The following is a 23,876-nucleotide window of genomic DNA, read 5'->3' on the forward strand; positions in this document are numbered from 1 at the left end:
TTAATTATCGCTGGTTATCCGCTGGTCAATGACGCGTTTGAGTTTGCCGGCCGACCGCTCCAGCGTCTCAGGGTCCACCACCTCGACCTCCACGCTCACGCCAACGGTCGCCTTGACCAGGTGGCGCAGCGCCTCGCCCGCCTCCGGCCCGCCCGCGAAACCGGGGCGGGCCTCGACCCTGACCGTCATCACGTCGAGCCGTCCCGGGCGGGTCAGGTGGAGCTGGAAGTGCGGGGACAGGCCGGGCGTGCGCAGCACCAGCTCCTCGATCTGGGTGGGGAACACGTTCACGCCCCGCAGGATGATCAGGTCGTCGGTGCGTCCGGTCACCTTCTCCATGCGGCGGAAGGCCGGCCGGGCGGTGCCCGGCAGCAGCCTGGTCAGGTCCCGGGTGCGGTAGCGGATGACGGGCATGGCCTCCTTGGTCAGGCTGGTGAGGACCAGCTCGCCCGACTCGGCCTGCTCGCCGGTGTGGGGATCGACCGTCTCGGGGTAGAAGTGGTCCTCCCAGACGTGCAGGCCGTCCTTGCTCTCCACGCACTCGTTGGCCACGCCGGGCCCCATCACCTCCGACAGCCCGTAGATGTCGACGGCGTGCAGGTCGAAGCGGTCCTCGATCTCCTCGCGCATCCGCTCGGTCCACGGCTCGGCGCCGAAGATCCCGATCCGCAGGGAGGACTCTCGCGGGTCCAGCCCTCGCGCCTCGAACTCGTCCAGCAGGGCCAGCATGTACGACGGCGTGACCATGACGATGCCGGGCCGGAAGTCGGTGATGAGCTGGACCTGCCGCGCCGTCATCCCGCCGGAGACCGGCACCACGGTGCAGCCCAGCCGCTCGGCGCCGTAGTGCGCGCCCAGGCCTCCGGTGAACAGGCCGTACCCGTAGGCCACGTGCACGATGTCGCCGGGCCGCCCGCCGGAGGCGCGGATCGAACGGGCCATGACCTCGGCCCACACGTCGATGTCGTTCCTGGTGTAGCCCACCACGGTCGGCCGGCCGGTGGTGCCGCTGGAGGCGTGGATCCTGACCACCTGCTCCCGCGGCACGGCGAACATGCCGAACGGGTAGCAGTCGCGCAGGTCCTGCTTCGTGGTGAAGGGGAACCGGCCCAGGTCGGCGAGCTCCACGCAGTCGTCGGGGTGCACGCCCGCCTCGTCGAACTTCCTCCGGTAGAGGGGGACGTTGCGGTAGGCGTGGTGGAGGGCGCCGCGCAGCCGTTCGAGCTGGAGCGCCATGAGCTCGTCGCGCGAGACCCGCTCGACAGGGTCGAGCTCGTCCTGGCCGGGGGGATCTCCTCGTCTCACGTCAACTCCCGGCTCCGGCCGCGGAACTCCGCGACCACCTGACCGTCCGGCCTGCTCACGGTGATGTCGTAGATGCCGCTGCGGCCGTAGCGGGTGCGTTCCGCGGCCGCGGCCACCAGCTCGTCGCCCGCGCGGGCGGGGGAGACGAACGTGATCTCCGCGCCCGCCGCCACCGTCACCGGGCCGTGGCTGTTGCACGCGCAGGCGAACGCCGTGTCGGCGAGCAGGAACACGTATCCGCCGTGGCACAGGTCGTGCCCGTTGATCATCTGGCCGGTCACGGTCATGCGGCACACCGCGCGTCCCTCGCCCAGCTCCATCAGCTCGATGCCCAGGGCGGCGGAGGCGGTGTCGGCGTCCATCATGCGACGCGCGCTCTCCAACGCAGGTCTCCCTTGTCAACTGACCGAATGTTCGGTAAACACTTCACCGTCCGGACGATCGCTGTCAAGAGGGTGAGCACCATGTTCGAACAGCACCGCGAGACCCTGGAGAAAGCCCTTTCCGCGATCGCCGGACGCGGTTACTGGAGTGCCTACCCCGAGTCGCCCAGTCCGCGCGTCTACGGCGAGGGCGCGGCCGAGCGCGGCAAGGAGGCCTTCGAGTCGTACCTCGGCAAACCCTTCCCCCTCGACCAGCCGGGCACCGGGGCCTGGATCGGCGCGGAACGTTCGCCGTACGGGATCGACCTCGGCGTCACCTACCCGGAGCCGGTCGCCGGCGATCTGATCGAGGCCGCGAAGGCGGCGCTGCCCGCCTGGCGCGACGCCGGGCCCGAGGCGCGTGCGCTGGCCTGCGTCGAGATCGTCGACCGGATCAACAAGCGCGGGTTCGAGCTGGCCAACGCGGTGCAGCACACCACCGGGCAGGCGTTCGTGATGGCCTTCCAGGCGGGTGGGCCGCACGCGCAGGACCGCGCGCTTGAGGCCGTCGCCTACGCCTACGCCGCCATGACCTCCTCGGCCGCCGCCGCCCGCTGGGAGAAGCCCGCCAAGGGCGAGCCGCTGGTGATGGAGAAACGCTTCACCGTCGTGCCCAGGGGCGTCGCGCTCGTGATCGGCTGCAACACGTTCCCGACGTGGAACGCCTACCCGGGGCTGTTCGCCTCGCTCGCCACCGGCAATCCGGTGATCGTCAAGCCGCACCCGCGCGCCGTGCTGCCGCTCGCGATCACGGTCCAGATCGCCCGCGAGGTGCTGGCCGAGGCCGGGTACGACCCCGCGCTCGTCACGCTGGCCGCCGAGGAGGGCAACGGCCTGGCCAGGACGCTGGCGACGCACCCCGACATCCGCATCGTGGACTTCACCGGGTCGACGGAGTTCGGCGACTGGCTGGAGCGGAACGCCACGCAGGCGCTCGTGCACACGGAGAAGGCCGGGGTCAACACGGTGGTCATCGACTCCACCGATTCCTGGAAGGGCATGCTGGGCAACCTGGCGTTCTCGTTGTCGCTCTACAGCGGCCAGATGTGCACGGCGCCCCAGAACATCCTCGTCCCCTCGGGAGGCATCGAGACCGACGAGGGGCACAAGAGCTTCGACGAGGTCGCCGCCGGGCTCGCCGCCGCCGTCGGGAGGCTGCTCGGCGACGACGCCCGCGCGGTCGAGCTGACCGGCGCGCTCGTCAACCCCGACGTGCTGGCCAGGGTGGAGGCGGCGCCGTCGCTCGGCGAGGTGGTGCTGGAGTCGCGGGCGCCCGCGCATCCCGCGTTCCCCGACGCCGTGATCAGGACGCCGGTGATCGTCCGGGTCGATCCCGATCGGCCGGACGTCTACGGGCACGAGCACTTCGGCCCCGTCTCGTTCGTCATCCCCACGGGCTCGACGCGGGAGAGCCTCGACGTGCTGCGCCGCACGATCAAGGCCCGCGGCGCGCTCACCGCCTCCGCCTACTCCACCTCCTCCGACGTGCTCGACCAGGCCGAGCGCGCGGCCCTCGACGCCGGCGTCAACCTGTCGTGCAACCTGACCGGCGGCGTCTTCGTCAACCAGTCGGCCGCGTTCAGCGACTACCACGGCAGCGGCGCCAACCCGGCGGCCACGGCCTCGCTCACCGACCCCGGTTACGTCGCGGGCCGCTTCCATGTGGTGCAATCCAGGCGACCGGCATAATCCCCGTGCGCGAGGAGTGACATGACTGAGGTGTACCTGGTCGGTGGCGTGCGCACCCCCATGGGAAGGTACGGCGGCGCGCTGGCCGGCGTCCGCCCCGACGACCTGGCGGCGCTGGTCGTCGGCGAGGCGGTGCGCCGCAGCGGCGCCGATCCGGAGGCGTTCGACGAGGTGATCCTGGGCGCCGCCAACCAGGCGGGCGAGGACAACAGGAACGTCGCCCGCATGGCCACCCTGCTGGCCGGGCTGCCCGCGACGACGCCCGCGTACACCGTCAACCGGCTCTGCGCCAGCGGCCTGACCGCGATCGTCTCGGCCGCGCAGGCCGTGCGCGCGGGCGAGGCGGACCTCGTGGTGGCCGGCGGCGTCGAGTCCATGACCCGGGCTCCCTGGGTGATGGCCAAGCCGGGCACCCCCTGGGCGAAACCGGGCGAGGTGGCCGACACCTCGCTCGGGTGGCGCTTCGCCAACCCGCACTTCGACACGCGCGTCACGATGTCGATGGGCGAGACCGCCGAGGAGGTGGCCGCGCTCGACGGCATCACGAGGGAGGAGTCCGACGCCTGGGCGCTGCGCAGCCACACCCGGGCGGTGGCGGCAGCCAAGGAGGGCCGCTTCGCCGCCGACGTCGTCCCCGTCGGCGAGGTCACCGCCGACGAGGGCCCGCGCCCCGACACCTCGATGGAGCGCCTGGCGAAACTCAGGACGATCTTCCGTGCGGGCGGCGTCGTCACGGCGGGCTCGTCGTCCCCGCTCTCCGACGGCGCGGCGGCCGTGGTGGTCGCCGGCGAGGAGGCCGTACGCCGGCACGGACTGACGCCGCGGGCGAGGATCGTCGCCGGCGCGTCCGCGGGCGTGGAGCCACACCTGATGGGGCTGGGCCCGGTCCCGTCGACGAAGAAGGCCCTGGCCCGCGCCGGCTGGGAGTCCGCCGACACCGTCGAGATCAACGAGGCGTTCGCGCCGCAACTGCTCGCCTGCGTCCGCCGGCTCGGCCTGGACCCCGAGACGGTCAACGCCGACGGCGGCGCCATCGCGCTCGGCCATCCTCTGGGCTGCTCGGGCGCCCGCCTGGTCGTCACGCTGCTCGGCCGGATGGAGCGCGAGTCCGGCCGGCGCGGGCTGGCCAGCCTCTGCGTGGGCGTGGGCCAGGGCGTCGCGATGCTGGTGGAGGCCCCGTGAACGTGGCCGTGATCGGCGGCGGGCGGATGGGCGCGGGCATCGCGCAGGTCTTCCTGGCCGCGGGCGACCACGTCACCGTACGGGAGCCGCAGGCCGAGGCGGCCAGGCGGCGCATCGCCGAGGGCCTGGCCATCGCCGAGTCCAAGGGTTCGGTGGAGGACAAGGACGAGGCGCTGGCCCGCCTGGCCATGGCCGAGGTGCCCGCGGACGCCGACCTGGTGATCGAGGCGGTGCCCGAGGACGCGGCGCTCAAGGTCGAGGTGCTGGCCGAGGCCGAGGCCAAGGCCGGGGACGACGCCGTGCTGGCCACCAACACCAGCTCGCTGTCCATCGCCGAGCTCGCCGCCGCCCTCGACCGCCCCGAACGCCTGATCGGCCTGCACTTCTTCAACCCCGTCCCGGTCCAGCGGCTGGTCGAGATCGTCGTCACCGGATCCACCCCGGCCGCCGTGCTCGGCCGGGCGAGGGGGCACGTCGAGCGCATCGGCAAGACCGGCGTGGTGGTCAACGACTCGCCGGGGTTCGCCACCAGCAGGCTGGGGGTGCTGCTCGGGCTGGAGGCCATCCGCATGGTGGAGGAGGGCGTCGCCTCGGCCGAGGACATCGACACCGCGATGACGCTCGGCTACGGCCATCCGATGGGGCCGCTCAGGCTGAGCGACCTGGTGGGCCTGGACGTGCGGCTGGCCATCGCCGGCTATCTGCACGCCCGGCTCGGACCCCGCTTCGGGCCGCCCGCGCTGCTGCGGGAGAAGGTGGCCGCCGGTGAGCTGGGCCGCAAGACCGGGAAGGGCTTCTACCAGTGGTGATGTGATCGCGGAGAGTCAGGAGGGTGGGCGATGGCCAAGCCGTTCGCCTCGTCGGCGGATCTCGGTGAGAAGCGGCAGTCCCTGGAGACCCTGGCCGAGGGCGTCTACGCGCTCACGGCCGAGGGCGACCCCAACGTGGGCGCCGTCGAGGGGGAGGACTTCCTGGTCTGCTTCGAGGCCCTCGCGACGCCGGTGGCGGCCCGCGCGTGGCTGGCAAGGCTGCGCGAGCACACGGACAAGCCGATCCGCTACCTGGTGCTGTCGCACTACCACGCGGTGAGAGTGCTGGGCGCCTCCGCGTTCGGCGCCGACGTGATCGTGACGCACGAGAAGACCCGCGAGCTGATCGCCGAGCGCGGCGAGCAGGACTGGGCCAGCGAGTACGCCAGGATGCCCCGCCTGTTCAAGGAACCGGCCTCGATCCCGGGGCTGACCTGGCCGACGGCGACGTTCAGCGACAGGTTCACCATCGACCTGGGCGGCGACCGCGGCGACCTAGTGCTGCACTACTGCGGCCGCGGCCACACCGAGGGAGACCTGGTGGCGTGGCTGCCCCGGCAGCGCATCCTGTTCGCGGGCGACCTGGTCGAGTCGCAGGCGGCCCTCTACACCGGCGACGCCTTCCACCGCGACTGGGCGTCGTCCACCCTCGACCGCGTGGCGTCGTTCGGGGCCGAGACGCTGGTCGGAGGCAGGGGAGCGGTGGCGCGCGGCGCGGGGGAGGTCGAGGCGGCCGTCGGCCAGACGCGCGACTTCCTCGCCGTCATGCTGCGCGAGGTGAGCGCGGCGGGCACGCTGAAGGAGGCGTTCGAGCGTGCCCACCGGGCCCTGGAGCCCCGCTACGGCTCCTGGCCGATCTTCGAGCACTGCCTGCCGTTCAACGTCTCCAGGCTCTGGGACGAGCTGCACGGCGTCGAGCGCCCGCGCGTGTGGACCGCGGAGCGCGACCGCGAGGTCTGGGACGAGCTCCAGTCATGAACGCCGGAAGGTCGCCGGGACGCGAAACGTCCCCGCAGGTCGTGGGATCTCTTCCTCTGTCCGGGGTGTGCGGGGCATCCCCGCAGGACGAGGCGGCCCCGCAGGTGATCGTCATCGGGGCGGGTCCGGTCGGGCTGAGCGCCGCGCTGCTGCTGGCCCGCTGGGGTGTCCGGGTGCTCGTGCTCGACCAGCGCGCGGAGCGGGGGCGGGGCGGATCGAAGTCGATCTGCCAGCAGCGCGACGTGCTGGACATCTGGTGCGCCGCCGGCGCGGGCCAGGTGGCCGAGGAGGGCCTGGCCTGGACCACCGCCCGCACCTACTACCGGGGCCGCGAGCTGTTCTCGTGGTCGTTCGAGCGCGAGGGCCCGCTGCCGGCCTGCGTGAACATCTCCCAGACCCGCACCGAGCAGATCCTCGACGCGGCGGTGGCCGCGCAGCCGCTCATCGAGGTGCGCTGGAACCACGAGGTCACCGGCATCACCCAGGACGCCTGCGGCGTCACCGTGCACTGCGGAGGACGGCTGCTGCGCGCGCCCTACGCGGTGGCCTGCGCGGGCGCCAGGGCGCAGCGGGTACGCGAGGCGCTCGGGGTCACGTTCGACGGGGAGACGTACGACGACCAGTTCCTGATCTGCGACATCAGGGCCGACCTGCCCGGCTGGGAGAACGAGCGCCGCTTCTACTTCGACCCCGCGTGGAACCCGGGCCGGCAGGTGCTGATCCATCCGTGCCCCGGCGGGACGTTCAGGATCGACTGGCAGATCGCGCCCGACTTCATCCCGACGGACGAGGACAGGGCGCGGAACATCAGGAAGGTCGTGGGGGACCGGCCGTACGAGTTGTTGTGGCACAGCACGTACCGCTTCCACTCGCGGCTGGCCTCCCGCATGCGCGCGGGCCGCGTGCTGCTGGCGGGCGACTGCGCCCACCTGGTGGCGCCGTTCGGGGCGCGCGGGCTCAACTCCGGCGTTCCCGACGCCGAGAACGCGGCCTGGAAACTGGCGTTCGTGCTCAACGGCTGGGCAGGGGAGGAGCTGCTGGAGACGTACCACACCGAGCGGCACGCGGCCGCGCTGGAGAACCTGGAGGTGACCGCCGCCACCATGCGGTTCATCGCGCCGAGGACCGTGGAGGAGCGGATGCGCCGGCGGGCCGCGCTGGAGGGCGGGCTCGTCGCGGAGATCGACTCGGGCCGGTTCGCGGAGCCCTTCTGGTACGTGGATTCGCCGCTCACGACGCCGGATTCGGCCAGGCCGTTTCCCGGCAGGCCGCCTAAGGGTTCACGCTGCGTGCCCGCACCAGGGGTGATTCTTCCTGACGTGCCGTTGCCGGCGGGCAGGCTGCGGGAGTTCTGCCGGGACGGATTCCTGCTCCTCCTGGGTGAAATGTGCGATTCGCGTTTGTTTGTGCAGGTTATGGGCAAGGTCATTAAGGCACCGCTCGCCGTACGTGGGTTCGCGGAGATGGACGGGACAGGCTCGCTCGCCGAGAAGCTCGGCGCCGGGCCCGATGAGGCATGGCTCATCAGGCCCGATTCCCACATCGCCGCGATCATCCCCCATGCGGGTCCGGAGTCGGTGGCGGTCGCTCTGAGTCGCGCTCTTGGCGACTCTCCCGACATTTGACCCCTAGAGGAGGACTGCGTGACTGGCCGTAGCTCGTTTCTGATCGTCGCGAACCGGTTGCCGGTGGACCGCACGATCGAGCCTGACGGAACGGCCTCGTGGCGCAGGAGTCCTGGCGGGCTCGTCACCGCGATCGCACCGGTGATGAAACGCCGCCACGGAGCCTGGGCCGGCTGGCACGGGGCGCCCGACGAGAAGCTGGAGCCGTTCGAGCAGGACGGCATGAACCTCGTCCCGATCCCGCTGTCCGCCAGCGAAGTCGAGCTGTACTACGAGGGCTTCTCCAACGCCACCCTGTGGCCGCTGTACCACGACGTCGTGGCGCCGCCGGTCTACCACCGGGAGATGTGGGAGGCCTACCGCTCGGTCAACGAGCGGTTCGCCGCCGCTGCCGCCGACGCCGCCGAGCAGGGCGCGGTCGTGTGGGTGCAGGACTACCAGTTGCAACTGGTGCCCGCGATGCTCCGCAGACTGCGGCCCGACCTGCGGATCGGGTTCTTCCTGCACATCCCGTTCCCGCCGACGGAGCTGTTCTGGCGGCTGCCGTGGCGCAAGGAACTGGTCGAAGGGCTGCTCGGGGCCGATCTGGTGGGCTTCCAGCTGCCCGGTGGCGCCTCCAACTTCCGCAGGTTGTGCCGGCGGCTGCTCGGGCTGCCGTACAAGGGGAACGAGATCTTCCTCGACGACCGCATCGTGACCACCCAGGCGTTCCCGATCTCCGTGGACTTCGCGCACCTCGACTCGCTCGTGCGCGAGCCGCACATCGCGGCGCGGGCCAAGGAGATCAGGGTCGAGCTGGGCGACCCCGAGCACGTGCTGCTCGGCGTCGACCGCCTCGACTACACCAAGGGCATCGGACAGCGGCTGGAAGCGTTCGGCGAGCTGCTCAAGGACGGGCGGCTGCGGCCGAACGAGGCGGTGTTCGTGCAGATCGCCACGCCGAGCAGGGAACGGGTGGAGGAATATCGGCGCCTGCGTGACGACATCGAACTGCAGGTGGGCCGGATCAACGGCGAGCACGCGCAGCTCGGCTACCAGCCCGTGCAGTATTTCCACCAGTCGTACGACCAGGAGGAGCTGGCCGCGCTCTATCTCGCCGCCGACGTCATGGTGGTCACCCCGCTGCGTGACGGGATGAACCTGGTGGCCAAGGAGTACGTCTCCTGCCACCACGACCTGAACGGCGCGCTGGTGCTCAGCGAGTTCACCGGGGCGGCGGACGAGCTGCGCCAGGCGTACCTGGTCAACCCGTACGACGTGGAGGACGTCAAGCGCCAGATGATGGCGGCGATGCGGGCCACGCCGCACGAGCTGGCCCGGCGGATGCGCACCATGCGCCGCCGGGTGGCCACCTACGACGTGGACCGCTGGGCGAACGAGTTTCTCAATGCCCTGGAGTCACCTGCTTCACAGCCTTCCACGCGTCGTAACGCTTCTTGGCGGTCCGGTTGACCACGATCTGGGCCACGGACATGCCGACGCCCATCAGGACGGCGTAGCCGATGGCCTCGCCCAGGCTGACCTCGGGTGAGTCGGTGTCGACAGGAGGCTCCTTGCCGGTCGCCTTCACCCAGACGAACCCGAGGAGCTTCCTGGCCGCCCAGGCCGTCACGAGCCCCACCAAGCCGCCGATGACCCGCCAGGCCACGTCTGGCTTGTCCTCCGCCATACCGATCTCCCTTCCCGTTGGTAACGAACACTAGTCTGTACCGCTTGCCGTGCGCCGAAGCCGTAGCATAAGGAGGCATGACTCAACAGCGACCAGGCCATGCCTCCATGCCGGAAAAGCCGACTCTCGATGGCTTGGAGCAGGTATGGGTAGCTCGCTGGGACGCTGAGGGCACCTACCGCTTCGACAGGTCCGTGCCGCGCGAGCGGGTCTACTCCATCGACACGCCGCCGCCGACCGTGTCGGGCTCGCTGCACATCGGGCACGTCTTCTCCTACACCCACGCCGACATCATGGCCCGCTACCAGCGGATGACCGGAAAATCGGTGTTCTACCCCATCGGCTGGGACGACAACGGCCTGCCCACCGAGCGCCGGGTGCAGAACGTCTACGGCGTGCGCTGCGACCCGTCGCTGCCCTACGACCCTGACTTCGTCCCGCCGGACAAGCCGGGCAAGCGCGAACTCCCCGTCTCGCGGCGCAACTTCGTGGAGCTGTGCCACAAGCTGACCGCACTCGACGAGCGGGCGTTCGAGGAGGTGTGGCGGCGGGTCGGCCTGTCGGTCGACTGGTCGCTGCTCTACACCACGATCAGCGACGAGTCCCGGGCGGTCTCCCAGCGGGCGTTCCTGCGCAACCTGAGGCGCGGCGAGGCCTACCTCGCCGAGGCGCCCACGCTGTGGGACGTCACCTTCCGCACCGCCGTCGCGCAGGCCGAGCTGGAAGACCGCGAATGGCCCGGCGCCTTTCACCGGATCTCCTTCTACGGCGAGCGGGGTCCGGTCTGGATCGAGACGACCAGGCCCGAGCTGATCCCGGCGTGCGTGGCGCTGGTCGCGCACCCCGACGACGAGCGTTACCAGCCGCTGTTCGGCACGTCGGTGCTGACGCCGCTGTTCGGCGTCGAGGTGCCGGTGCTGGCACACCGCCTGGCCGAGCCCGACAAGGGCACCGGCATCGCGATGATCTGCACGTTCGGCGACGTCACCGACGTGACCTGGTGGCGCGAGCTGCGGCTGCCGACCCGGCCGGTCATCGGCTGGGACGGCCGGCTGCTGCCGGAGCCGCCCGAGGGCGTCGACGCCGAGCCGTACAAGGAGCTGGCGGGCAAGACCGTCCACAGCGCGCGCGAGCGCATCGTGGAGCTGCTGCGCGAGTCCGGCGACCTGGAGGGCGAGCCCCGTCCTGTGCAGCGCACGGTGAAGTTCTACGAGCGCGGCGACAGGCCGCTGGAGATCGTCACCACCCGCCAGTGGTACATCCGCAACGGCGGCCGCGACGAGGAGCTGCGCGAGCGGCTGCTGCAGCGGGGCGGCGAGCTGGCGTGGCACCCGCCGCACATGCGCGTGCGCTACGACAACTGGGTGCAGGGGCTCACCAGCGACTGGCTGATCTCCCGCCAGCGCTTCTTCGGCGTGCCCTTCCCGGTCTGGTATCCGGTCGACGAGTCCGGGCAGCCCGTCCACGACGCGCCGATCCTGCCGGCCGAGGACGCCCTGCCGGTCGACCCGTCCTCCGACGTTCCGCCCGGCTACACCGAGGACCGGCGCGGCGCGCCCGGCGGGTTCGTGGCCGACCCCGACGTCATGGACACCTGGGCCACCTCGTCGCTGACACCGCAGATCGCCGGCCGCTGGGAGAGCGACGACGACCTGTTCAGGCGGGTCTTCCCGGCCGACCTGCGGCCGCAGGCGCACGAGATCATCCGCACCTGGCTGTTCTCGACCGTGGTCAGGTCGCACTACGAGTTCGGCGGGCTGCCGTGGAGCGACGTGGCGATCTCGGGGTGGATCCTCGACCCCGACCGCAAGAAGATGTCCAAGTCCAAGGGCAACGCCGTCGTCACCCCGCTCGACCTGCTGGACAAGCACGGCTCCGACGCCGTGCGCTACTGGGCGGCCAACGGGCGCTACGGCGTCGACACCGCCTTCGACGCCGGGCAGCTCAAGATCGGCCGGCGGCTGGCGATCAAGATCCTCAACGCCTCGAAGTTCGTGCTCGGGCTGGCCGGCAGCGAGGGCGACGTCACCGAGCCGCTCGACCTGTCGATGCTGGCGGCCCTGTCCGACGCCGTACGCGAGGCGGGGCAAGGGCTCGCCGCCTACGACCACACCAGGGCGCTGGAGGCCGTCGAGCGCTTCTTCTGGGCGTTCTGCGACGACTACCTCGAGCTGGTCAAGGCCCGCGCCTACGAGTCCGGCCCCGCCGCGGCCTCCGCGCACGCGGCGCTGCGGCAGGCCCTCGACGTGCTGCTGCGGCTGTTCGCGCCGTTCCTCCCCTTCGTGACCGAGGAGGTGTGGTCGTGGTGGCGCGAGGGCTCGGTCCACCGCGCGCCGTGGCCCCAGGCCGAACGCGGCGACGGTGACCCGGCGGTGCTGGCCGTGGCCTCAGAGGTGCTCGGGCGGGTGCGCAAGGCCAAGTCGGAGGCCAGGCTGTCGATGCGGGCCGAGGTCAGCAGGCTGACCGTCACGGGCCCTGAGACCGCGCTCGTGCGGCAGGCCCAGGACGACCTGTGCGCGGCGGGCAACGTCGAGGAGTTCGTCCTGGAGCACGGTGACGCGCTGCGAGTCGAGGTCCGTCTCGGCTGACGCCCGCACGCCGGGCGCCCCATGGCGGGCGCCCGGCGTCAGCGGCCCCTGCTGACGTCCTTGCGCAGGGCGAAGACGAGCGAGTTCCGGCGCCGGCCGGGCACGACCAGCGGCGCGCGCCGGGCACGACGGCGTCAGGGCAGCCCGCGGGCGATCACGCCGGGGTGATAACCGCGCGCATCCGCCGCCGGGACGTGCCAGTCTTGAACCGTGCTTCCCGACCGCCCAACCAATCTCGTGCCGCCCGTCCTGGCCAAGATGGCCGCATGGTGCGGGTGCCTGATCCTCGTCGGCGTGGTCGTCTACTACTTCGTCCAGGTCATCGCCGGGCTCACGTTCGTGGCGCTGCCCGTGGCGATCGCGCTGCTGCTGACCGCGCTGCTGTTCCCGCTGACCAACGCCCTGCGCCGCGCCGGCATGCGGCCCATCTACGCCACCTGGCTCACCATGCTGGTGGCGCTGGCCGTGCTGGCCGGCACCGGCTGGCTCGTCGGGGCGCGGGCCAGCGAGGAGTTCCCCAACCTCGTCCGGCAGGTCCAGGAGACCGCCAGGTCCGTGCAGGAATGGCTGATCAGCGGCCCGCTGCAGCTGGAAGAGGCGCAGATCATCGGCTACGTCGACGAGGTCGTCGACATGGTCAACGCGCAGCGCACGGCCATCACCGGCACCGTCCTGTCGGCCGGCGCGGTGGCCTTCGAGGTGCTCGCGTCCATCGTGCTGCTGCTCTTCGTGACGTTCTTCCTGCTCAAGGACGGCGACCGCATCTGGGCGTGGTTCCTCAAGGCGTTCGGCGGCGTGGCTCCGCGCGTCGACCGTGCGGGGCGGGCCGCGTGGACCACGCTCTCCCACTACGTTCAGGGCACCGTGGCCGTGGCCGCCGTACACGGCCTGATCATGGGGTTCGTGCTGGCCGGCATGGGGGTGCCGCTGTGGGCGCCGCTTGCCGTGCTGATCTTCTTCGCCAGTTTCATCCCCATCGTCGGCATCTTCTTCGCGGGCACCGTCGCCACGCTCGTCACGCTGGGCGCCAAGGGCCTCATCTTCGCGCTGATCTTCCTCGGCATCCTCGTCATCGAGCAGCAGCTCGAGAACCACGTGCTCCAGCCGCTGATCGTGGGCCGGGCGCTCAACTTCCACCCGCTCGCCATCATCCTGGTGCTGGCCGTCGGGGGCATCCTCGCGGGCATCGCGGGGGCCGCCGTGGCGGTGCCGGTGGCGGCGGTGATCTACCGGGCGCTCCCGGAGCTGCGTTCGAGCCGTCCCGCTCTGCCACCACCGGACCACACGTCCCCCGCCCCCGCCGAACCCGAGCCGGCCACGCCCGGTGACATCCCCGGCCCTCGTCCGGCCGCCGGCTCGGGTGAGACCGGAGACGTCCCCCGGCCCAGGGACGGCGACGCCGGTGAGCACACGGACGGCACGGAGGCGCGCTCCGAGGCCGCCGCTCCGCAGGATCGCACCGCCGCCAGTCCGCGGGGTGACGGTCCCGAGCAGGGCGGGGACGACGCCGATCCACGTCCATAGGCCGCTTGACCGCCGAGAAGCCCGGGCACCCCGCCGCGTCGTGTGAACAGTGCGGCGACGACGGGCGGCCGGGCTGGGCGGGTGGCGAAACGGGGTGAGTGGGGCTGGAAGGTGCGTGGTCGGCTGGCCGGGAAGGTGTGCGGTCGAAGGGCCGGTGGGAGGTGGGAGGGGGAAGACGGACGGCGGGTGCGCGGACACGGAGTAACCTCGTCACCCGTGACGCGTTCCTCCGTGACCGGCCCGCGCCTCCCCGTCCCCGTGGGCACGACACTCCACCTGCGTGCCTGGTGCAACGGCAACGCGGGCAGGAAGGCGTACCTTGAGGCTGAGGGGCGAATCGGCGCCATCGGCGGCTCGGTCGCCGTCCGCGCGGCGGCCCCGTGCATCGAGGTGAACATGGAACACTTCGCCAAGCACGGCGATCGGTCAGGCATCGCCGCCGAACACGACTACGAGGTGAACCCTTGACCAACGCAGGTGCGGGCCCCGAGGTCCTCATCCAGCGGCTCGACGCCGAGCTGCCGATGCCGTCCTACGCCCACCCCGGTGACGCGGGCGCCGACCTCTACGCGGTCGAGGACGTCGAGCTGATGCCCGGCGAGCGGACCGTCGTCGGCACGGGAGTGGCGATCGCCCTTCCCGACGGCTACGCCGCGTTCGTGCACCCGAGGTCGGGGCTGGCATCCCGGCACGGTGTCACCCTGGTCAACGCGCCCGGCACGGTCGACGCCGGATACCGCGGCGAGATCAGGGTGACGCTGATCAACACCGACGCCAAGGAGCCGTTCCGCCTCCGGCGGGGCGACCGGATGGCGCAGCTCGTGGTCCAGCGGGTGGAGCGCGCGGCCTTCTACGAGGTCCAGCGCCTGCCCGGTTCGGTGCGCGGCGCCAACGGATTCGGATCTACAGGACGCTGACCAGCGGGCCGCGCCCGCGGCCCTTCGACATGGCGGGCCGCCAGGCGGCCCGGTGAGCAAGGAGAGTGAGGAACGTGTTCCGACGTCGTCGTCGTGAGCAGCCGGAACAGGCGATCGAGCAGGAGTCTGCCGCGCCCACCCGAGAGTCCGGCCCGTGGGACGCCGACGAGCCCCACCCCGGCACCGACAGGATCGACCTCGGCGGCCTGCGGCTGCCGCACAATCCCGACTTCGACGTACGGCTGGCGTCGGTCGGCGACCAGCACGTCGGCGTCGTGGCTCTGTACGAAGACAGCTCGCTGCAGTTGCAGGCCCTGGCCGCGCCGCGCAGCTCGGGGTTGTGGGACGAGGTCAAGGCCAAGATCCTGGCCCAGGCCAAGCACCTGGAGGAGCGGGAGGGCCCGTTCGGCAGCGAGTTGACCGGCGAGATGAAGGCCGACGGCAACAGCAGGCCCGCCCGCTACCTCGGCATCGACGGGCCGCGCTGGTTCCTGCTCGCCGTGATCTCCGGCAAGGCGGCCGTCGACGAGACGGTCGCGACGGCGTACATCGACTTCATCAAGGACGTCGTGGTGGTGCGGGGTGACGAGCCGATGGCGCGCGAGGAGCCGATCCCGCTGCGCCGCCCCAACGAGCCGGGAGCCGAGCAGCAGCAGGAGCAGCAGGGGTTCAACCCGTTCAGGAGAGGGCCGGAGATCAGTGAGATTCGCTGACGGCTGACATCACATAGGCTGGCTCCATCATGAGTACGGCAGAGCCCCAGAAACGCAGGGGATTGCGCGGGTTCTTGAGTCGGCTGGCATCTTCCCAGTCCGAGATCGAGGCCCAGGAGCTGAGGGAAGACGCCGATGAGGTCGGCGCCACCCCGATCGCCTCGTGTGGCGGGCGCCGGCGCTTCTGCGTGGCGGGTACGCTACGTACAGTGACATTGCGCCCGAGGGGTGGTGCTCCCGCGCTTGAGGCCGAGCTCTATGACGGGTCAGACGTGATCGACCTGGTCTGGCTCGGCCGACGCAAGATCGTGGGCATCGAGCCCGGCCGCACGGTCAAGGCCGAGGGCCTGGTCAGCATGCAGGACGGGCGCAAGGTGATGTTCAATCCGCGTTACGAGCTGCGCCCAGGGAGTTGATCGAGTGAGTGCCGAGGCAGAAGAGGCCGCCCACGACACGGTTGAGGCGGCGGTGCGGGCCCAGCTCGCCAAGGCCTTCGGCGGCGTGCGCGGCATCATCGAGGCGGCGGTCCCCACGATCGCCTTCACGGTGTCCTGGATCACCACAGAGGACCTGAAGCTGTCCTTGATCATCAGTGTCGCCCTGTCGGTGGTGCTGCTGGCGGTCAGGATCGTGCAGCGGTCCACGCCGCAGTTCGTGATCAACAGCCTGATCGGCATCGCGATCGGCGCGTTCTTCGCCAGCCGCACGGGCGACGCGAAAGACTATTTCCTGCCCGGCATCCTCTGGAACGCCGCCTACATGCTCGCCATGCTGGTGTCGATCGTCACGCGCTGGCCGGTCGTCGGATTCCTGATCGGCTCGGTCACGGGCGATCCGACGGCCTGGCACAAGGACCAGGGCATCGTGCGGCTCTGCACCCGGCTGACGTGGCTGCTCCTGTTGCCGTGCGCGGTGCGGGTGGCCGTGCAGGGGCCCGTCTACCTGTTCGGAGGCGGCGACCAGGCGGTGGCGGCGCTCGGATTCGCCAAGATCGTGATGGGCTGGCCGCTCCAGGTGGCCGCGTTCGCCGCGATGTTGTGGGTGCTCGGCCGCGGCCGCACCCCCGCCAATCCGGCCGCGCCGGTCTGACCGTTCCGCGACGACGCCCGCCCCGCCCTTGCGCGTCCTGCGGCTGCGGAGGGCTCAGCGGTCGTCGTGGTCCGGGTCGAAGGCGGTGGGCTCGGCGGGAAGGGTGTAGCGCCTGCCGATGAGGTCCGCCACCCGCTGCCTGCTCTCCGCGGGCTGCGGCTCGTCCGCCCGCTCCAGCTCCGCCACCTCGTCGGCGAGGCCGGCGTCCCCGAGGCAGTCGCGGATCCACTGCGAGTAGTCGCCCCTGTGCAGGTGGTGCAGCCAGGTGTCGTCGTCCACGCCCTCGGCCAGCTCGACGAAGGTGTGCAGGTTGCGCGCCCGCAACCGCAGCCGCTCGCCGGGTCCGGTGAAGTAGAAGCTCTTGTCCTTGGCCATGGTGCCCGCCGCGTACTTGCGGCGGTGCCGGGTGCGTTCGACGGTCGCGGGCGTGAGGGTGAGGTGCCGGGCCGTCTCGTCTCCGCGCTGCCACAGCGCGATGTCGCCATCGGCGACCGGGTCGAGCGAGGGCGTCTCCTGGCCGAGGGCGCCGGCGAACGCGGCGAGCGTGCTTTCGGGCTCTTTGCCCACCGCGATCGTGGTCGTCACCAGGCGCAGCGCCTCGGTGCTCACCGCCTCGGGATGCACGGTGATCATCAGCAACGATCCGAGGTCGGCGGCCTCGCCCAGCGGCACCCGCCGCACCTCGGCGGGCAGCAGGTGGTGGGCCTCGTCGACGACCACCCAGTGCGGGTGGCCGAGCTTGGCGCGCAAGCCGGTCAGCCGGGGCAGCAGCTCGGCGAAGTACGTGGGGCGGTCGCGCAGCTGCAGGCCGATCAGGTTGACCACGACGCTCTGCCGCGGCTGCTCCAGCACGTGCGCGACCTCCTCCACGCCGGGCACCCGGTCCGGGTCGCCGAGCACGGTGATACCCGGGTAGTCGGCGTAGTCGCCCTCAGGGTCCACGATCACGCACTGGTAGCCGTCGCCGACGAGCCGCTCCAGCAGCGCCGTCGTCACCGTGGACTTGCCGCTGCCCGAGGGGCCCGCCACCAGGAGCCCGGAGCCGTACGGCCGCAGCCGCACCTCCTCGTTGCCGCGATGGCCGAGCAGGACGTGACGGCGCGGCACGTCCACCGCGTCCAGGTCGCCCGAGAGCATCATCCCGGCCAGTTCGCCCACCCCGTCGCCGGCCTCACCCGCCAGGGGCAGGTCGCACGAGTCCCTGAGCGCGGGCAGCGCGTTGGCGACGGCGGCGCCGCACTCGGCGGCGGTCAGGAACGCGTGGTCGTTCTCCCCGTCGCCGACCGCGACCGTGCTGTGCGCCGACAGCGACAGCCGGTCGAGGGCGGCGGCCAGGCCGCTCGCCTTGTTCACGCCCGGCGGCAGCACCATGACGGCGCCCTTGTTGTAGATCACCTGCAGCTCCAGCCCGAGGTCCCGGATGGCCGCCAGGACGCGCACGTCGTGCGGTTCGCGCGTGGCGACCACCACCTGCCCCACGCCGAGCGGGCTGACCCCTTCGCCGCGCAGCCGGTCGGCCAGCGCGGCGGGCGGAGGCGTGGCCAGGGCGTCGCGGGTGCGCTGCCCCGGGTCGTACAGCAGGCCGCCGTTCTCGGCGACGATCAGGTCGAACAGGCCGGGGTGCGGGAACACGGTGAGCAGGTCGTCGAGCTCGCGCCCGGTGACCAGCACGAGTTTGATGCCGGCGCGGGAGAGCCGTTCCAGCGCCTCGATCGTCGTCTCGGTCACGTGGCCCGCGCGGGCCAGGGTCCCGTCATAGTCACAAGCCAGCACGTTGTGGCGCATGGGCTCCCCCTACCCGCCGATCGCGGGACATCCAGCCGGGGCGCCGAAAGTCGCAGACGTTAAAGACCTCGGGAAGTAACCCTTAAGTACGCGATCCGCTACGGAGGGTAAGAAAGCCGGTGGAATTGCCCGCTCACTCGTACGGGAGCCATCATGCTCAGAAGCGTTGTCGCCGCCCTTGCCCTGACCACCACGGCCCTGCTGCTCGCGGCCGTGCCCGCCATCGCCGATGACGACACCGACCCGCAGAACCTGACGTGCGGCAAGAACATCAGCAGCGAGACATACGTCGACATTCCCTACCAGTCGCCGCGTAGCCACAGATTCTGCGCCGACAAGGACGACCCCAACCGGTTCAACGAGTTCGTCTGGGAGTCCTGAAAGGCGGCGCGACCCCCTCGCACGCCGCTCGCGAGGGGGCCTTCCGTCAGTGCTGCGACAGCAGGTGGGCCAGCTCCTGCTCGACCTCCTGGTTGGCCACGAAGAGCAACTCGTCGCCCGCCTCCAGCGGATCGTCGGCCGTGGGGACGAGCACCCTCCCCTCGCGCAGGATCGCCACCAGGGCGGCGTCCACGGGCCACGGCACCGAGCCGGCCCGATGGCCCACAACGGGGGCGTCGTCGGCGAGGGTGAGCTCGACCAGGTTGGCCTGCCCCTGGCGGAACGTCATCAGGCGCACCAGATCACCGACGCTCACCGCCTCCTCCACCAGCGCGCTCAGCAGGCGCGGGGTCGAGACGGCCACGTCGACGCCCCACGACTCGTTGAACAGCCACTCGTTGTTGGGGTGGTTGATGCGGGCGACCACGCGCGGCACGCCGTATTCGGTCTTGGCCAGCAGCGACACCACCAGGTTGACCTTGTCGTCGCCGGTGGAGGCCACCACGACGTGGCAGTTGTTGAGCCCGGCCTCGTCGAGGGAGGCGATCTCGCAGGCGTCGGCGAGCAGCCACTCCGCGCGCGGCACGCTGTCGATCTTGATGGCGCCGGGGTCGACGTCGATGAGCAGCACGTCGTGGCCGTTCTCCAGGAGCTCGGCCGCGATGGAGCGGCCCACGGCGCCCGCTCCGGCGATGGCGACGCGCATCAGTCTTCCTCTTCCGGTGCCGCGGCCAGCACCTTGTTGATCCGGTCCATGTCGCTCTCGGCGGCGATGACGTGCAGCACGTCGCCCTCCTGCACCACCGTGTCGGGCCCGATGGTCACGGCCTCGCCCATGCGGTTGATGAAGGCGACGCGAGCCCGCGCCCGCTCCTCGAGCTCGACGACGCGGGTGCCGATCCAGGCCGGGTGCGCGGCCGTCTCGGCCAGGACGACGGTGCCGGTGGGGTCGCGCCAGAGCGGCTCGGCGCCCTCGGGGAGGATGCGGCGCATGATCTGGTCGGCGGTCCAGCGTACGGTCGCCACCGTCGGGATGCCCAGCCGCTGGTAGACCTCGGCCCGGCGGGGGTCGTAGATGCGGGCCACCACGTTGTCGACGCCGAACGTCTCACGCGCCACGCGGGCGGAGATGATGTTGGAGTTGTCGCCGCTGGAGACCGCCACGAACGCGGTCGCGGACTCGACGCCCGCCTCGGTGAGCACGTCGCGATCGAAGCCCACACCCGTCACCCGCCGCCCGCGGAACCCGGCCCGCAGCCGCCGGAACGCCTGCGGGTCGCGGTCGATGATGGCGACGGAATGACCGCCGTCTTCGAGGATGTGCGCGAGGGTCGAACCCACCCGGCCACATCCCATGATCACAATATGCATTTCCCCCCGCATGTTCGCGGTCGGCAGGTTGCTCGACACCAGTATGGCCCGATGGGGGCTGCCGCGTTCGATCCCCCTGGCAGAGGACTAGCATCTCGTTACGTGTCGAAGGTGACGGATCTCGTCAAACGCGTGCTCGTGGGACGTGCCTTGCGTAGCGGGCAGCTCCACGAGCAGCTCCTGCGAAAACGCATCGCCCTGCCCGTCTTCGCGAGTGACGCCCTCTCGTCCGTGGCGTACGCGCCCCAGGAGATCCTCGTCATCCTCTCGCTCGCGGGAGCCTCCTTCTACGCCTACAGCCCGTGGGTGGCGCTCGCCGTCGTGGTCGTCATGCTCACGGTCGTGGCGTCGTACCGGCAGAACGTGCACGCCTACCCCAGCGGCGGCGGCGACTACGAGATCGCGACCACCAACCTCGGCAGCAACGCCGGGCTCACCGTGGCCAGCGCTCTCATGGTCGACTACGTGCTGACCGTCGCGGTGTCCGTCGCCAACGGCGTCGACTACGTCGGCGCCACGATCCCGTTCGTCGGCCAGCACAAGACCGCCGTCGCCGTCGTCATCGTCGTCCTGCTGACCGTGGTCAACCTGCGCGGCATCCGCGAGTCGGGCGCCGCGTTCGCCGTCCCGACGTACGCGTTCATGGTCGCCGTCCTGGGGCTGATCGCCTGGGGCGGGTTCCGGCTGCTGATCCTGGACGAGCAGATCCAGGCGCCCAGCGCCCACTTCACCATCGAGCCCGAGCAGACCAACCTCACGGCCTTCGCCGCGGCGTTCCTGATCCTGCGCGCGTTCTCCTCCGGCTGCGCGGCCCTGACCGGCGTCGAGGCCATCAGCAACGGCGTGCCCGCGTTCAGGAAGCCCAAGAGCAAGAACGCCGCCACCACGCTGCTGATGATGGGGCTGGTGGCGATCAGCATGTTCAGCGGCATCATCGCCCTCGGCCTCGCGTCAGGGGTGAAGGTGGCCGAGCCGTCGGTGGTCGCCGAGGACCTGCTCAGGCCGGACGGCACCCCCGTCGGCCCCGGCTACTACCAGCAGCCGATCATCTCCCAGGTGGCCGACGCGGTGTTCGGGGGCGGGTCGATGCCGTTCATCGTCGTCTCGGCGGTGACGGCGCTGATCCTCTTCCTGGCCGCCAACACGGCCTTCAACGGCTTCCCCGTGCTCGGCTCGATCCTGGCCCAGGACCGCTACCTGCCGCGCCAGCTGCACACCCGCGGCGACCGGCTGGCCTTCTCCAACGGTATCGTCATTCTGGCGCTCGGCGCGTGCCTGCTCCTCTGGGGGTTCGACGCGGACGTCAGCCGCCTGCTCAACCTCTACATCGTCGGGGTCTTCGTCTCGTTCACGCTGAGCCAGACCGGCATGGTCATCCACTGGACCCGCCATCTGAAGACCGAGACCGAGCCCAGGATCCGGCACCAGATGTACCGCTCCCGCGCGATCAACTTCTTCGGGGCGATCATGACGGGGCTGGTGCTCATCGTGGTGCTGCTGACGAAGTTCCTGGTCGGGGCGTGGATCGTGGTGATCGTGATGCCGATCCTGTTCCTCATGATGAAAGGCATCAGGCGCCACTACGACAACGTGGCGGCCGAGCTGGAGATCACCGAGGACTACGAGCCGGCCATGCTGCCCGCGCGCAACCACGCGATCGTGCTGGTCTCGAAGATCCACAAGCCGACCATGCGCGCCCTCGCGTACGCCCGCGTCACCCGGCCGTCCACGCTGGAGGCCGTCACCGTGGGCGTCGAAGGGGAGGACGCGCGCAGGCTGCAGGAGGAGTGGGAGCGCCTCGGCATCCCGGTGCCGCTCAAGATGCTCGACTCGCCCTACCGCGAGATCACCCAGCCCGTCCTCGACTACGTCAAGACGCTGCGCAGGCGCTCACCGCGCGACGTGGTGACCGTGTTCATCCCCGAATACGTGGTCGGCCACTGGTGGGAGCACCTGCTGCACAACCAGAGCGCGCTCCGGCTGAAGGCGCGCCTGCTGTTCAAACCGGGAGTCATGGTGACCAGCGTGCCCTGGCAGCTGCACTCCTCCGACCGGCTCAAGGGCAGGCCCGAGCCGTTCGCGCCCGGCGCGGTACGGCGTCCCGCGCAGCAGAGCGACGACGAGGGGCGGGTCAGTTCCCGCTGATCAGCGCGCGCAACCTGCCGGTGTCGTCGGCGCTCCAACCCGGCGGCGGGGCCACGGCGGCCCACCCGTCCACGATGTCGGAGTTGTAGCGGTGCCCGTGCCCGGGCGGCACCGACAACGCGGCCGTCATGTCCACCAGCACCTGCCAGAACGTCACCAGCGGGAACCAGTTCATCTGCGGGTTCATGCCCGGCGCCCGCGGCTCCTCCAGCCAGGCCGGCCTGCGGTAGATCAGCTCCGGCGTCCACCACACCACCGGGTCGGAGGCGTTCTGCAGGTAGACCACGCGAGGGTGCGGCCACGGGCCGGGCGGGCGGCTCAGGTCGGCGGGGCGCTGGGCGAACCTGGCCGTCCTGCCGCCGTCGTAGACCGGCCGCCACACGGGGCTGCCGGGCTCGCGGCCCTCGGTGAGCCGCCGCCAGATCGGGTCGGCGTTCGGCGGCCCGACGAACAGCGCACCGTCCGTCCTGGCCGCCATGTCGTCCAGGTCGCTGAACGCCCGCTCCAGCTCGTACGAGCCCAGGCTCTCCCCCGACACCACCAGCCGCGGCCGGTCGTCGGGCGGCAGCAGGGCCAGCCGGGCGTGCACCGCCTCGAACAACGCCTTGCCCGCGGCCGCCGCCCTGCCCCTGTCGACCAGGAACGACACCCAGCTCGGCAGGTAGGAGTACTGCACCGCCACCATGGCGGAGCGGCCGTTGTACATGTACTCGAGCGCGTCGGCGACGTGCTCGTCCACCCAGCCGGTGCCGGTCGTGCCGAGCACGGCGATGATCGACCGGTCGAACGCGCCGGTGCGCTCCAGCTCGCGCACGGCAAGCGCCGCCTGCGCCTCGGGGGTGGCCGCGGCTTCGAGGCCGACGTACACCCTGATGGGCTCGGCGGCCGGACGGCCGGAGAAGGCGGTCAGCAGGGAGGGGGTGACGGCGCTGCCGGCGAAACTGCGGCCCTCCCTGCCCAGCGACTCCCAGCTCACCAGCGAGCCCGGGCCGCCCGACAGGGAACGCGACACGGGCGGGCGCACGCCCGGATCGGTGCCCTTGTTGGCGACCGACGAGACGTCGCTCACCCTGGCCACGAACCCGGAGAACAGCACGTCGTTCGCCAGCACCCCCACCAGGACGGCGATGACCAGCACGCCGATGGCGTGCCCTGCGAACGACGGCACGTACCGGTCCAGCCAGCCGATCAGCTTGCGGCCGCCCAGGCGTACCAGCCTGCACAGGAACAGGATCACGGCGAACAGGCCGAGGGCCACGGCGAGGATCACCGGAGGGAACCAGGTGATCCGCGTGTCCATGCCCATGAGGGCCCGCAGGTCGCGCTGCCAGTCGTAGCTGTACCAGAGCGTGATCGCGCCCACCGCGGCGCAGCCCGCGATCAGGACCTGCCAGGCGATCCACCGTGCCCGCTCGGACGGCCGGTAGCGGATCATCGAACGCGCCAGCGCGCCCAGCGCCGCTCCTGCCGCGTAGCCGATGATCCCGGTGACGGCGCCCATGACCCCCTGCAGGAGCCACGTGCGGGGCAACAACGACGGCGTCAGCGAGGCGCAGGCGAACAGCACGGCCAGCAGCGTCCCCCCGAATCCGAGCCGCCGCCGCACCACCCGCCCCTCGTTCACGATCACCTAGGGTAACGGCCCGCCCGTAGCGGACGGCGCCTCCCCCGCCCGTGACAGCCC

At 71.2% G+C, this 23,876-nt stretch carries 22 protein-coding genes; 15 read left to right on the forward strand and 7 right to left on the reverse strand.

Translation table 11 applies throughout. The features are described from left to right. Both paaK and paaI read right to left on the reverse strand, forming a co-directional pair. A complete protein-coding gene (gene paaK, locus ACZ6SA_RS29520; protein ID WP_465831741.1) occupies positions 1 to 1,305 on the reverse strand; it encodes a phenylacetate--CoA ligase PaaK in 1,305 nt (434 codons plus the stop codon). Further along, positions 1,302 to 1,670 (reverse strand): hydroxyphenylacetyl-CoA thioesterase PaaI, encoded by a 369-nt coding sequence (gene paaI, locus ACZ6SA_RS29525; RefSeq protein ID WP_347646996.1) that lies wholly within the window; start codon positions 1,668 to 1,670, stop codon positions 1,302 to 1,304. The genes paaK and paaI overlap by 4 nt, the downstream gene beginning before the upstream one ends. A 99-nt stretch (positions 1,671 to 1,769) precedes the next feature. Between paaI and paaN the strand changes: the two genes are divergently transcribed. From paaN to ACZ6SA_RS29555, 6 genes are all read left to right on the forward strand, one after another. After that, a complete protein-coding gene (gene paaN, locus ACZ6SA_RS29530; protein WP_465831743.1) occupies positions 1,770 to 3,416 on the forward strand; it encodes a phenylacetic acid degradation protein PaaN in 1,647 nt (548 codons plus the stop codon). Positions 3,417 to 3,437: 21 nt separating this feature from the next. Further along, complete coding sequence (locus tag ACZ6SA_RS29535) at positions 3,438 to 4,598, forward strand: thiolase family protein (RefSeq protein ID WP_347646834.1); 1,161 nt, start codon at positions 3,438 to 3,440, stop codon at positions 4,596 to 4,598. Then, complete coding sequence (locus ACZ6SA_RS29540; protein WP_465831746.1) at positions 4,595 to 5,407, forward strand: 3-hydroxyacyl-CoA dehydrogenase family protein; 813 nt, start codon at positions 4,595 to 4,597, stop codon at positions 5,405 to 5,407. Before ACZ6SA_RS29535 ends, ACZ6SA_RS29540 begins: the two co-directional genes overlap by 4 nt. Positions 5,408 to 5,437: 30 nt before the next feature. Further along, positions 5,438 to 6,385: an MBL fold metallo-hydrolase gene (locus ACZ6SA_RS29545; protein ID WP_465831748.1), complete on the forward strand. Its 948-nt coding sequence runs from the start codon at positions 5,438 to 5,440 to the stop codon at positions 6,383 to 6,385. A 65-nt stretch (positions 6,386 to 6,450) separates the two neighbouring features. Continuing rightward, positions 6,451 to 8,010, forward strand: coding sequence for an FAD-dependent oxidoreductase (locus ACZ6SA_RS29550; RefSeq protein ID WP_465831750.1), 1,560 nt, complete (start codon positions 6,451 to 6,453; stop codon positions 8,008 to 8,010). A gap of 18 nt (positions 8,011 to 8,028) precedes the next feature. Beyond that, positions 8,029 to 9,462, forward strand: a complete 1,434-nt coding sequence (locus ACZ6SA_RS29555; protein ID WP_347646830.1) for an alpha,alpha-trehalose-phosphate synthase (UDP-forming) — start codon at positions 8,029 to 8,031, stop codon at positions 9,460 to 9,462. On the opposite strand, the gene ACZ6SA_RS29560 is transcribed toward ACZ6SA_RS29555, so the two are convergent. After that, positions 9,395 to 9,679 (reverse strand): DUF4235 domain-containing protein, encoded by a 285-nt coding sequence (locus ACZ6SA_RS29560; protein ID WP_347618039.1) that lies wholly within the window; start codon positions 9,677 to 9,679, stop codon positions 9,395 to 9,397. The two genes, ACZ6SA_RS29555 and ACZ6SA_RS29560, sit on opposite strands and share 68 nt — an antisense overlap. A 107-nt stretch (positions 9,680 to 9,786) precedes the next feature. Between ACZ6SA_RS29560 and valS the strand changes: the two genes are divergently transcribed. The 7 genes from valS to ACZ6SA_RS29595 all read left to right on the forward strand — a co-directional run bounded on the left by valS (position 9,787) and on the right by ACZ6SA_RS29595 (position 16,510). Then, entirely contained in the window at positions 9,787 to 12,267 is a 2,481-nt protein-coding gene (valS, locus tag ACZ6SA_RS29565; protein WP_347646995.1) for a valine--tRNA ligase, read from the forward strand. Between the two features lie 210 nt (positions 12,268 to 12,477). After that, positions 12,478 to 13,791 (forward strand): AI-2E family transporter, encoded by a 1,314-nt coding sequence (locus tag ACZ6SA_RS29570; protein WP_465831753.1) that lies wholly within the window; start codon positions 12,478 to 12,480, stop codon positions 13,789 to 13,791. Positions 13,792 to 14,007: 216 nt separating this feature from the next. Then, positions 14,008 to 14,259 (forward strand): hypothetical protein, encoded by a 252-nt coding sequence (locus ACZ6SA_RS29575; RefSeq protein WP_347646828.1) that lies wholly within the window; start codon positions 14,008 to 14,010, stop codon positions 14,257 to 14,259. Further along, positions 14,256 to 14,708, forward strand: coding sequence for a dUTP diphosphatase (gene dut, locus ACZ6SA_RS29580; RefSeq protein WP_347646827.1), 453 nt, complete (start codon positions 14,256 to 14,258; stop codon positions 14,706 to 14,708). The genes ACZ6SA_RS29575 and dut overlap by 4 nt, the downstream gene beginning before the upstream one ends. A gap of 74 nt (positions 14,709 to 14,782) precedes the next feature. Next, the gene (locus tag ACZ6SA_RS29585) at positions 14,783 to 15,421 is read left to right on the forward strand and encodes a DUF3710 domain-containing protein (protein WP_443151146.1); all 639 of its coding nucleotides are present in this window, start codon (positions 14,783 to 14,785) and stop codon (positions 15,419 to 15,421) included. Between the two features lie 209 nt (positions 15,422 to 15,630). Further along, positions 15,631 to 15,837, forward strand: a complete 207-nt coding sequence (locus ACZ6SA_RS29590; RefSeq protein WP_443151147.1) for an OB-fold nucleic acid binding domain-containing protein — start codon at positions 15,631 to 15,633, stop codon at positions 15,835 to 15,837. Between the two features lie 4 nt (positions 15,838 to 15,841). After that, the gene (locus ACZ6SA_RS29595; RefSeq protein WP_347646824.1) at positions 15,842 to 16,510 is read left to right on the forward strand and encodes a DUF3159 domain-containing protein; all 669 of its coding nucleotides are present in this window, start codon (positions 15,842 to 15,844) and stop codon (positions 16,508 to 16,510) included. Positions 16,511 to 16,564: 54 nt separating this feature from the next. Here ACZ6SA_RS29595 and ACZ6SA_RS29600 read toward each other — a convergent pair whose 3' ends face one another. Further along, positions 16,565 to 18,295 (reverse strand): HAD-IIB family hydrolase, encoded by a 1,731-nt coding sequence (locus ACZ6SA_RS29600; RefSeq protein ID WP_465831757.1) that lies wholly within the window; start codon positions 18,293 to 18,295, stop codon positions 16,565 to 16,567. 153 nt (positions 18,296 to 18,448) lie between these two features. Between ACZ6SA_RS29600 and ACZ6SA_RS29605 the strand changes: the two genes are divergently transcribed. Beyond that, a complete protein-coding gene (locus ACZ6SA_RS29605) occupies positions 18,449 to 18,676 on the forward strand; it encodes a hypothetical protein (protein WP_347646822.1) in 228 nt (75 codons plus the stop codon). 46 nt (positions 18,677 to 18,722) lie between these two features. On the opposite strand, the gene ACZ6SA_RS29610 is transcribed toward ACZ6SA_RS29605, so the two are convergent. Further along, positions 18,723 to 19,382 carry a potassium channel family protein gene (locus ACZ6SA_RS29610; RefSeq protein WP_347646821.1) on the reverse strand — a complete coding sequence of 220 codons (660 nt, stop codon included), beginning with the start codon at positions 19,380 to 19,382 and terminating at the stop codon, positions 18,723 to 18,725. Further along, positions 19,382 to 20,047 carry a potassium channel family protein gene (locus tag ACZ6SA_RS29615; RefSeq protein ID WP_347646820.1) on the reverse strand — a complete coding sequence of 222 codons (666 nt, stop codon included), beginning with the start codon at positions 20,045 to 20,047 and terminating at the stop codon, positions 19,382 to 19,384. The genes ACZ6SA_RS29610 and ACZ6SA_RS29615 overlap by 1 nt, the downstream gene beginning before the upstream one ends. A gap of 102 nt (positions 20,048 to 20,149) precedes the next feature. On the opposite strand from ACZ6SA_RS29615, the gene ACZ6SA_RS29620 reads away from it, so the two are divergent. Next, positions 20,150 to 22,192, forward strand: a complete 2,043-nt coding sequence (locus ACZ6SA_RS29620) for an APC family permease (protein ID WP_347646819.1) — start codon at positions 20,150 to 20,152, stop codon at positions 22,190 to 22,192. Here ACZ6SA_RS29620 and ACZ6SA_RS29625 read toward each other — a convergent pair. Next, positions 22,179 to 23,816: an alpha/beta hydrolase gene (locus tag ACZ6SA_RS29625; RefSeq protein WP_347646818.1), complete on the reverse strand. Its 1,638-nt coding sequence runs from the start codon at positions 23,814 to 23,816 to the stop codon at positions 22,179 to 22,181. The two genes, ACZ6SA_RS29620 and ACZ6SA_RS29625, sit on opposite strands and share 14 nt — an antisense overlap. Between the last annotated feature and the right edge of the window lie 60 nt (positions 23,817 to 23,876).

The sequence above is a fragment of the Nonomuraea sp. NPDC049378 genome (genome assembly GCF_055586745.1).

Bases quoted from the DNA above. Each gene is read 5' to 3' on its own strand.
- paaI (WP_347646996.1), bottom strand. From the start codon at position 1,670: ATGATGGACGCCGACACCGCCTCCGCCGCCCTGGGCATCGAGCTGATG.
- paaN (WP_465831743.1), top strand. From the start codon at position 1,770: ATGTTCGAACAGCACCGCGAGACCCTGGAGAAAGCCCTTTCCGCGATC.
- ACZ6SA_RS29535 (WP_347646834.1), top strand. From the start codon at position 3,438: ATGACTGAGGTGTACCTGGTCGGTGGCGTGCGCACCCCCATGGGAAGG.
- ACZ6SA_RS29545 (WP_465831748.1), top strand. From the start codon at position 5,438: ATGGCCAAGCCGTTCGCCTCGTCGGCGGATCTCGGTGAGAAGCGGCAG.
- ACZ6SA_RS29560 (WP_347618039.1), bottom strand. From the start codon at position 9,679: ATGGCGGAGGACAAGCCAGACGTGGCCTGGCGGGTCATCGGCGGCTTG.
- valS (WP_347646995.1), top strand. From the start codon at position 9,787: ATGCCGGAAAAGCCGACTCTCGATGGCTTGGAGCAGGTATGGGTAGCT.
- ACZ6SA_RS29600 (WP_465831757.1), bottom strand. From the start codon at position 18,295: ATGCGCCACAACGTGCTGGCTTGTGACTATGACGGGACCCTGGCCCGC.
- ACZ6SA_RS29605 (WP_347646822.1), top strand. From the start codon at position 18,449: ATGCTCAGAAGCGTTGTCGCCGCCCTTGCCCTGACCACCACGGCCCTG.
- ACZ6SA_RS29610 (WP_347646821.1), bottom strand. From the start codon at position 19,382: ATGCGCGTCGCCATCGCCGGAGCGGGCGCCGTGGGCCGCTCCATCGCG.
- ACZ6SA_RS29615 (WP_347646820.1), bottom strand. From the start codon at position 20,047: ATGCATATTGTGATCATGGGATGTGGCCGGGTGGGTTCGACCCTCGCG.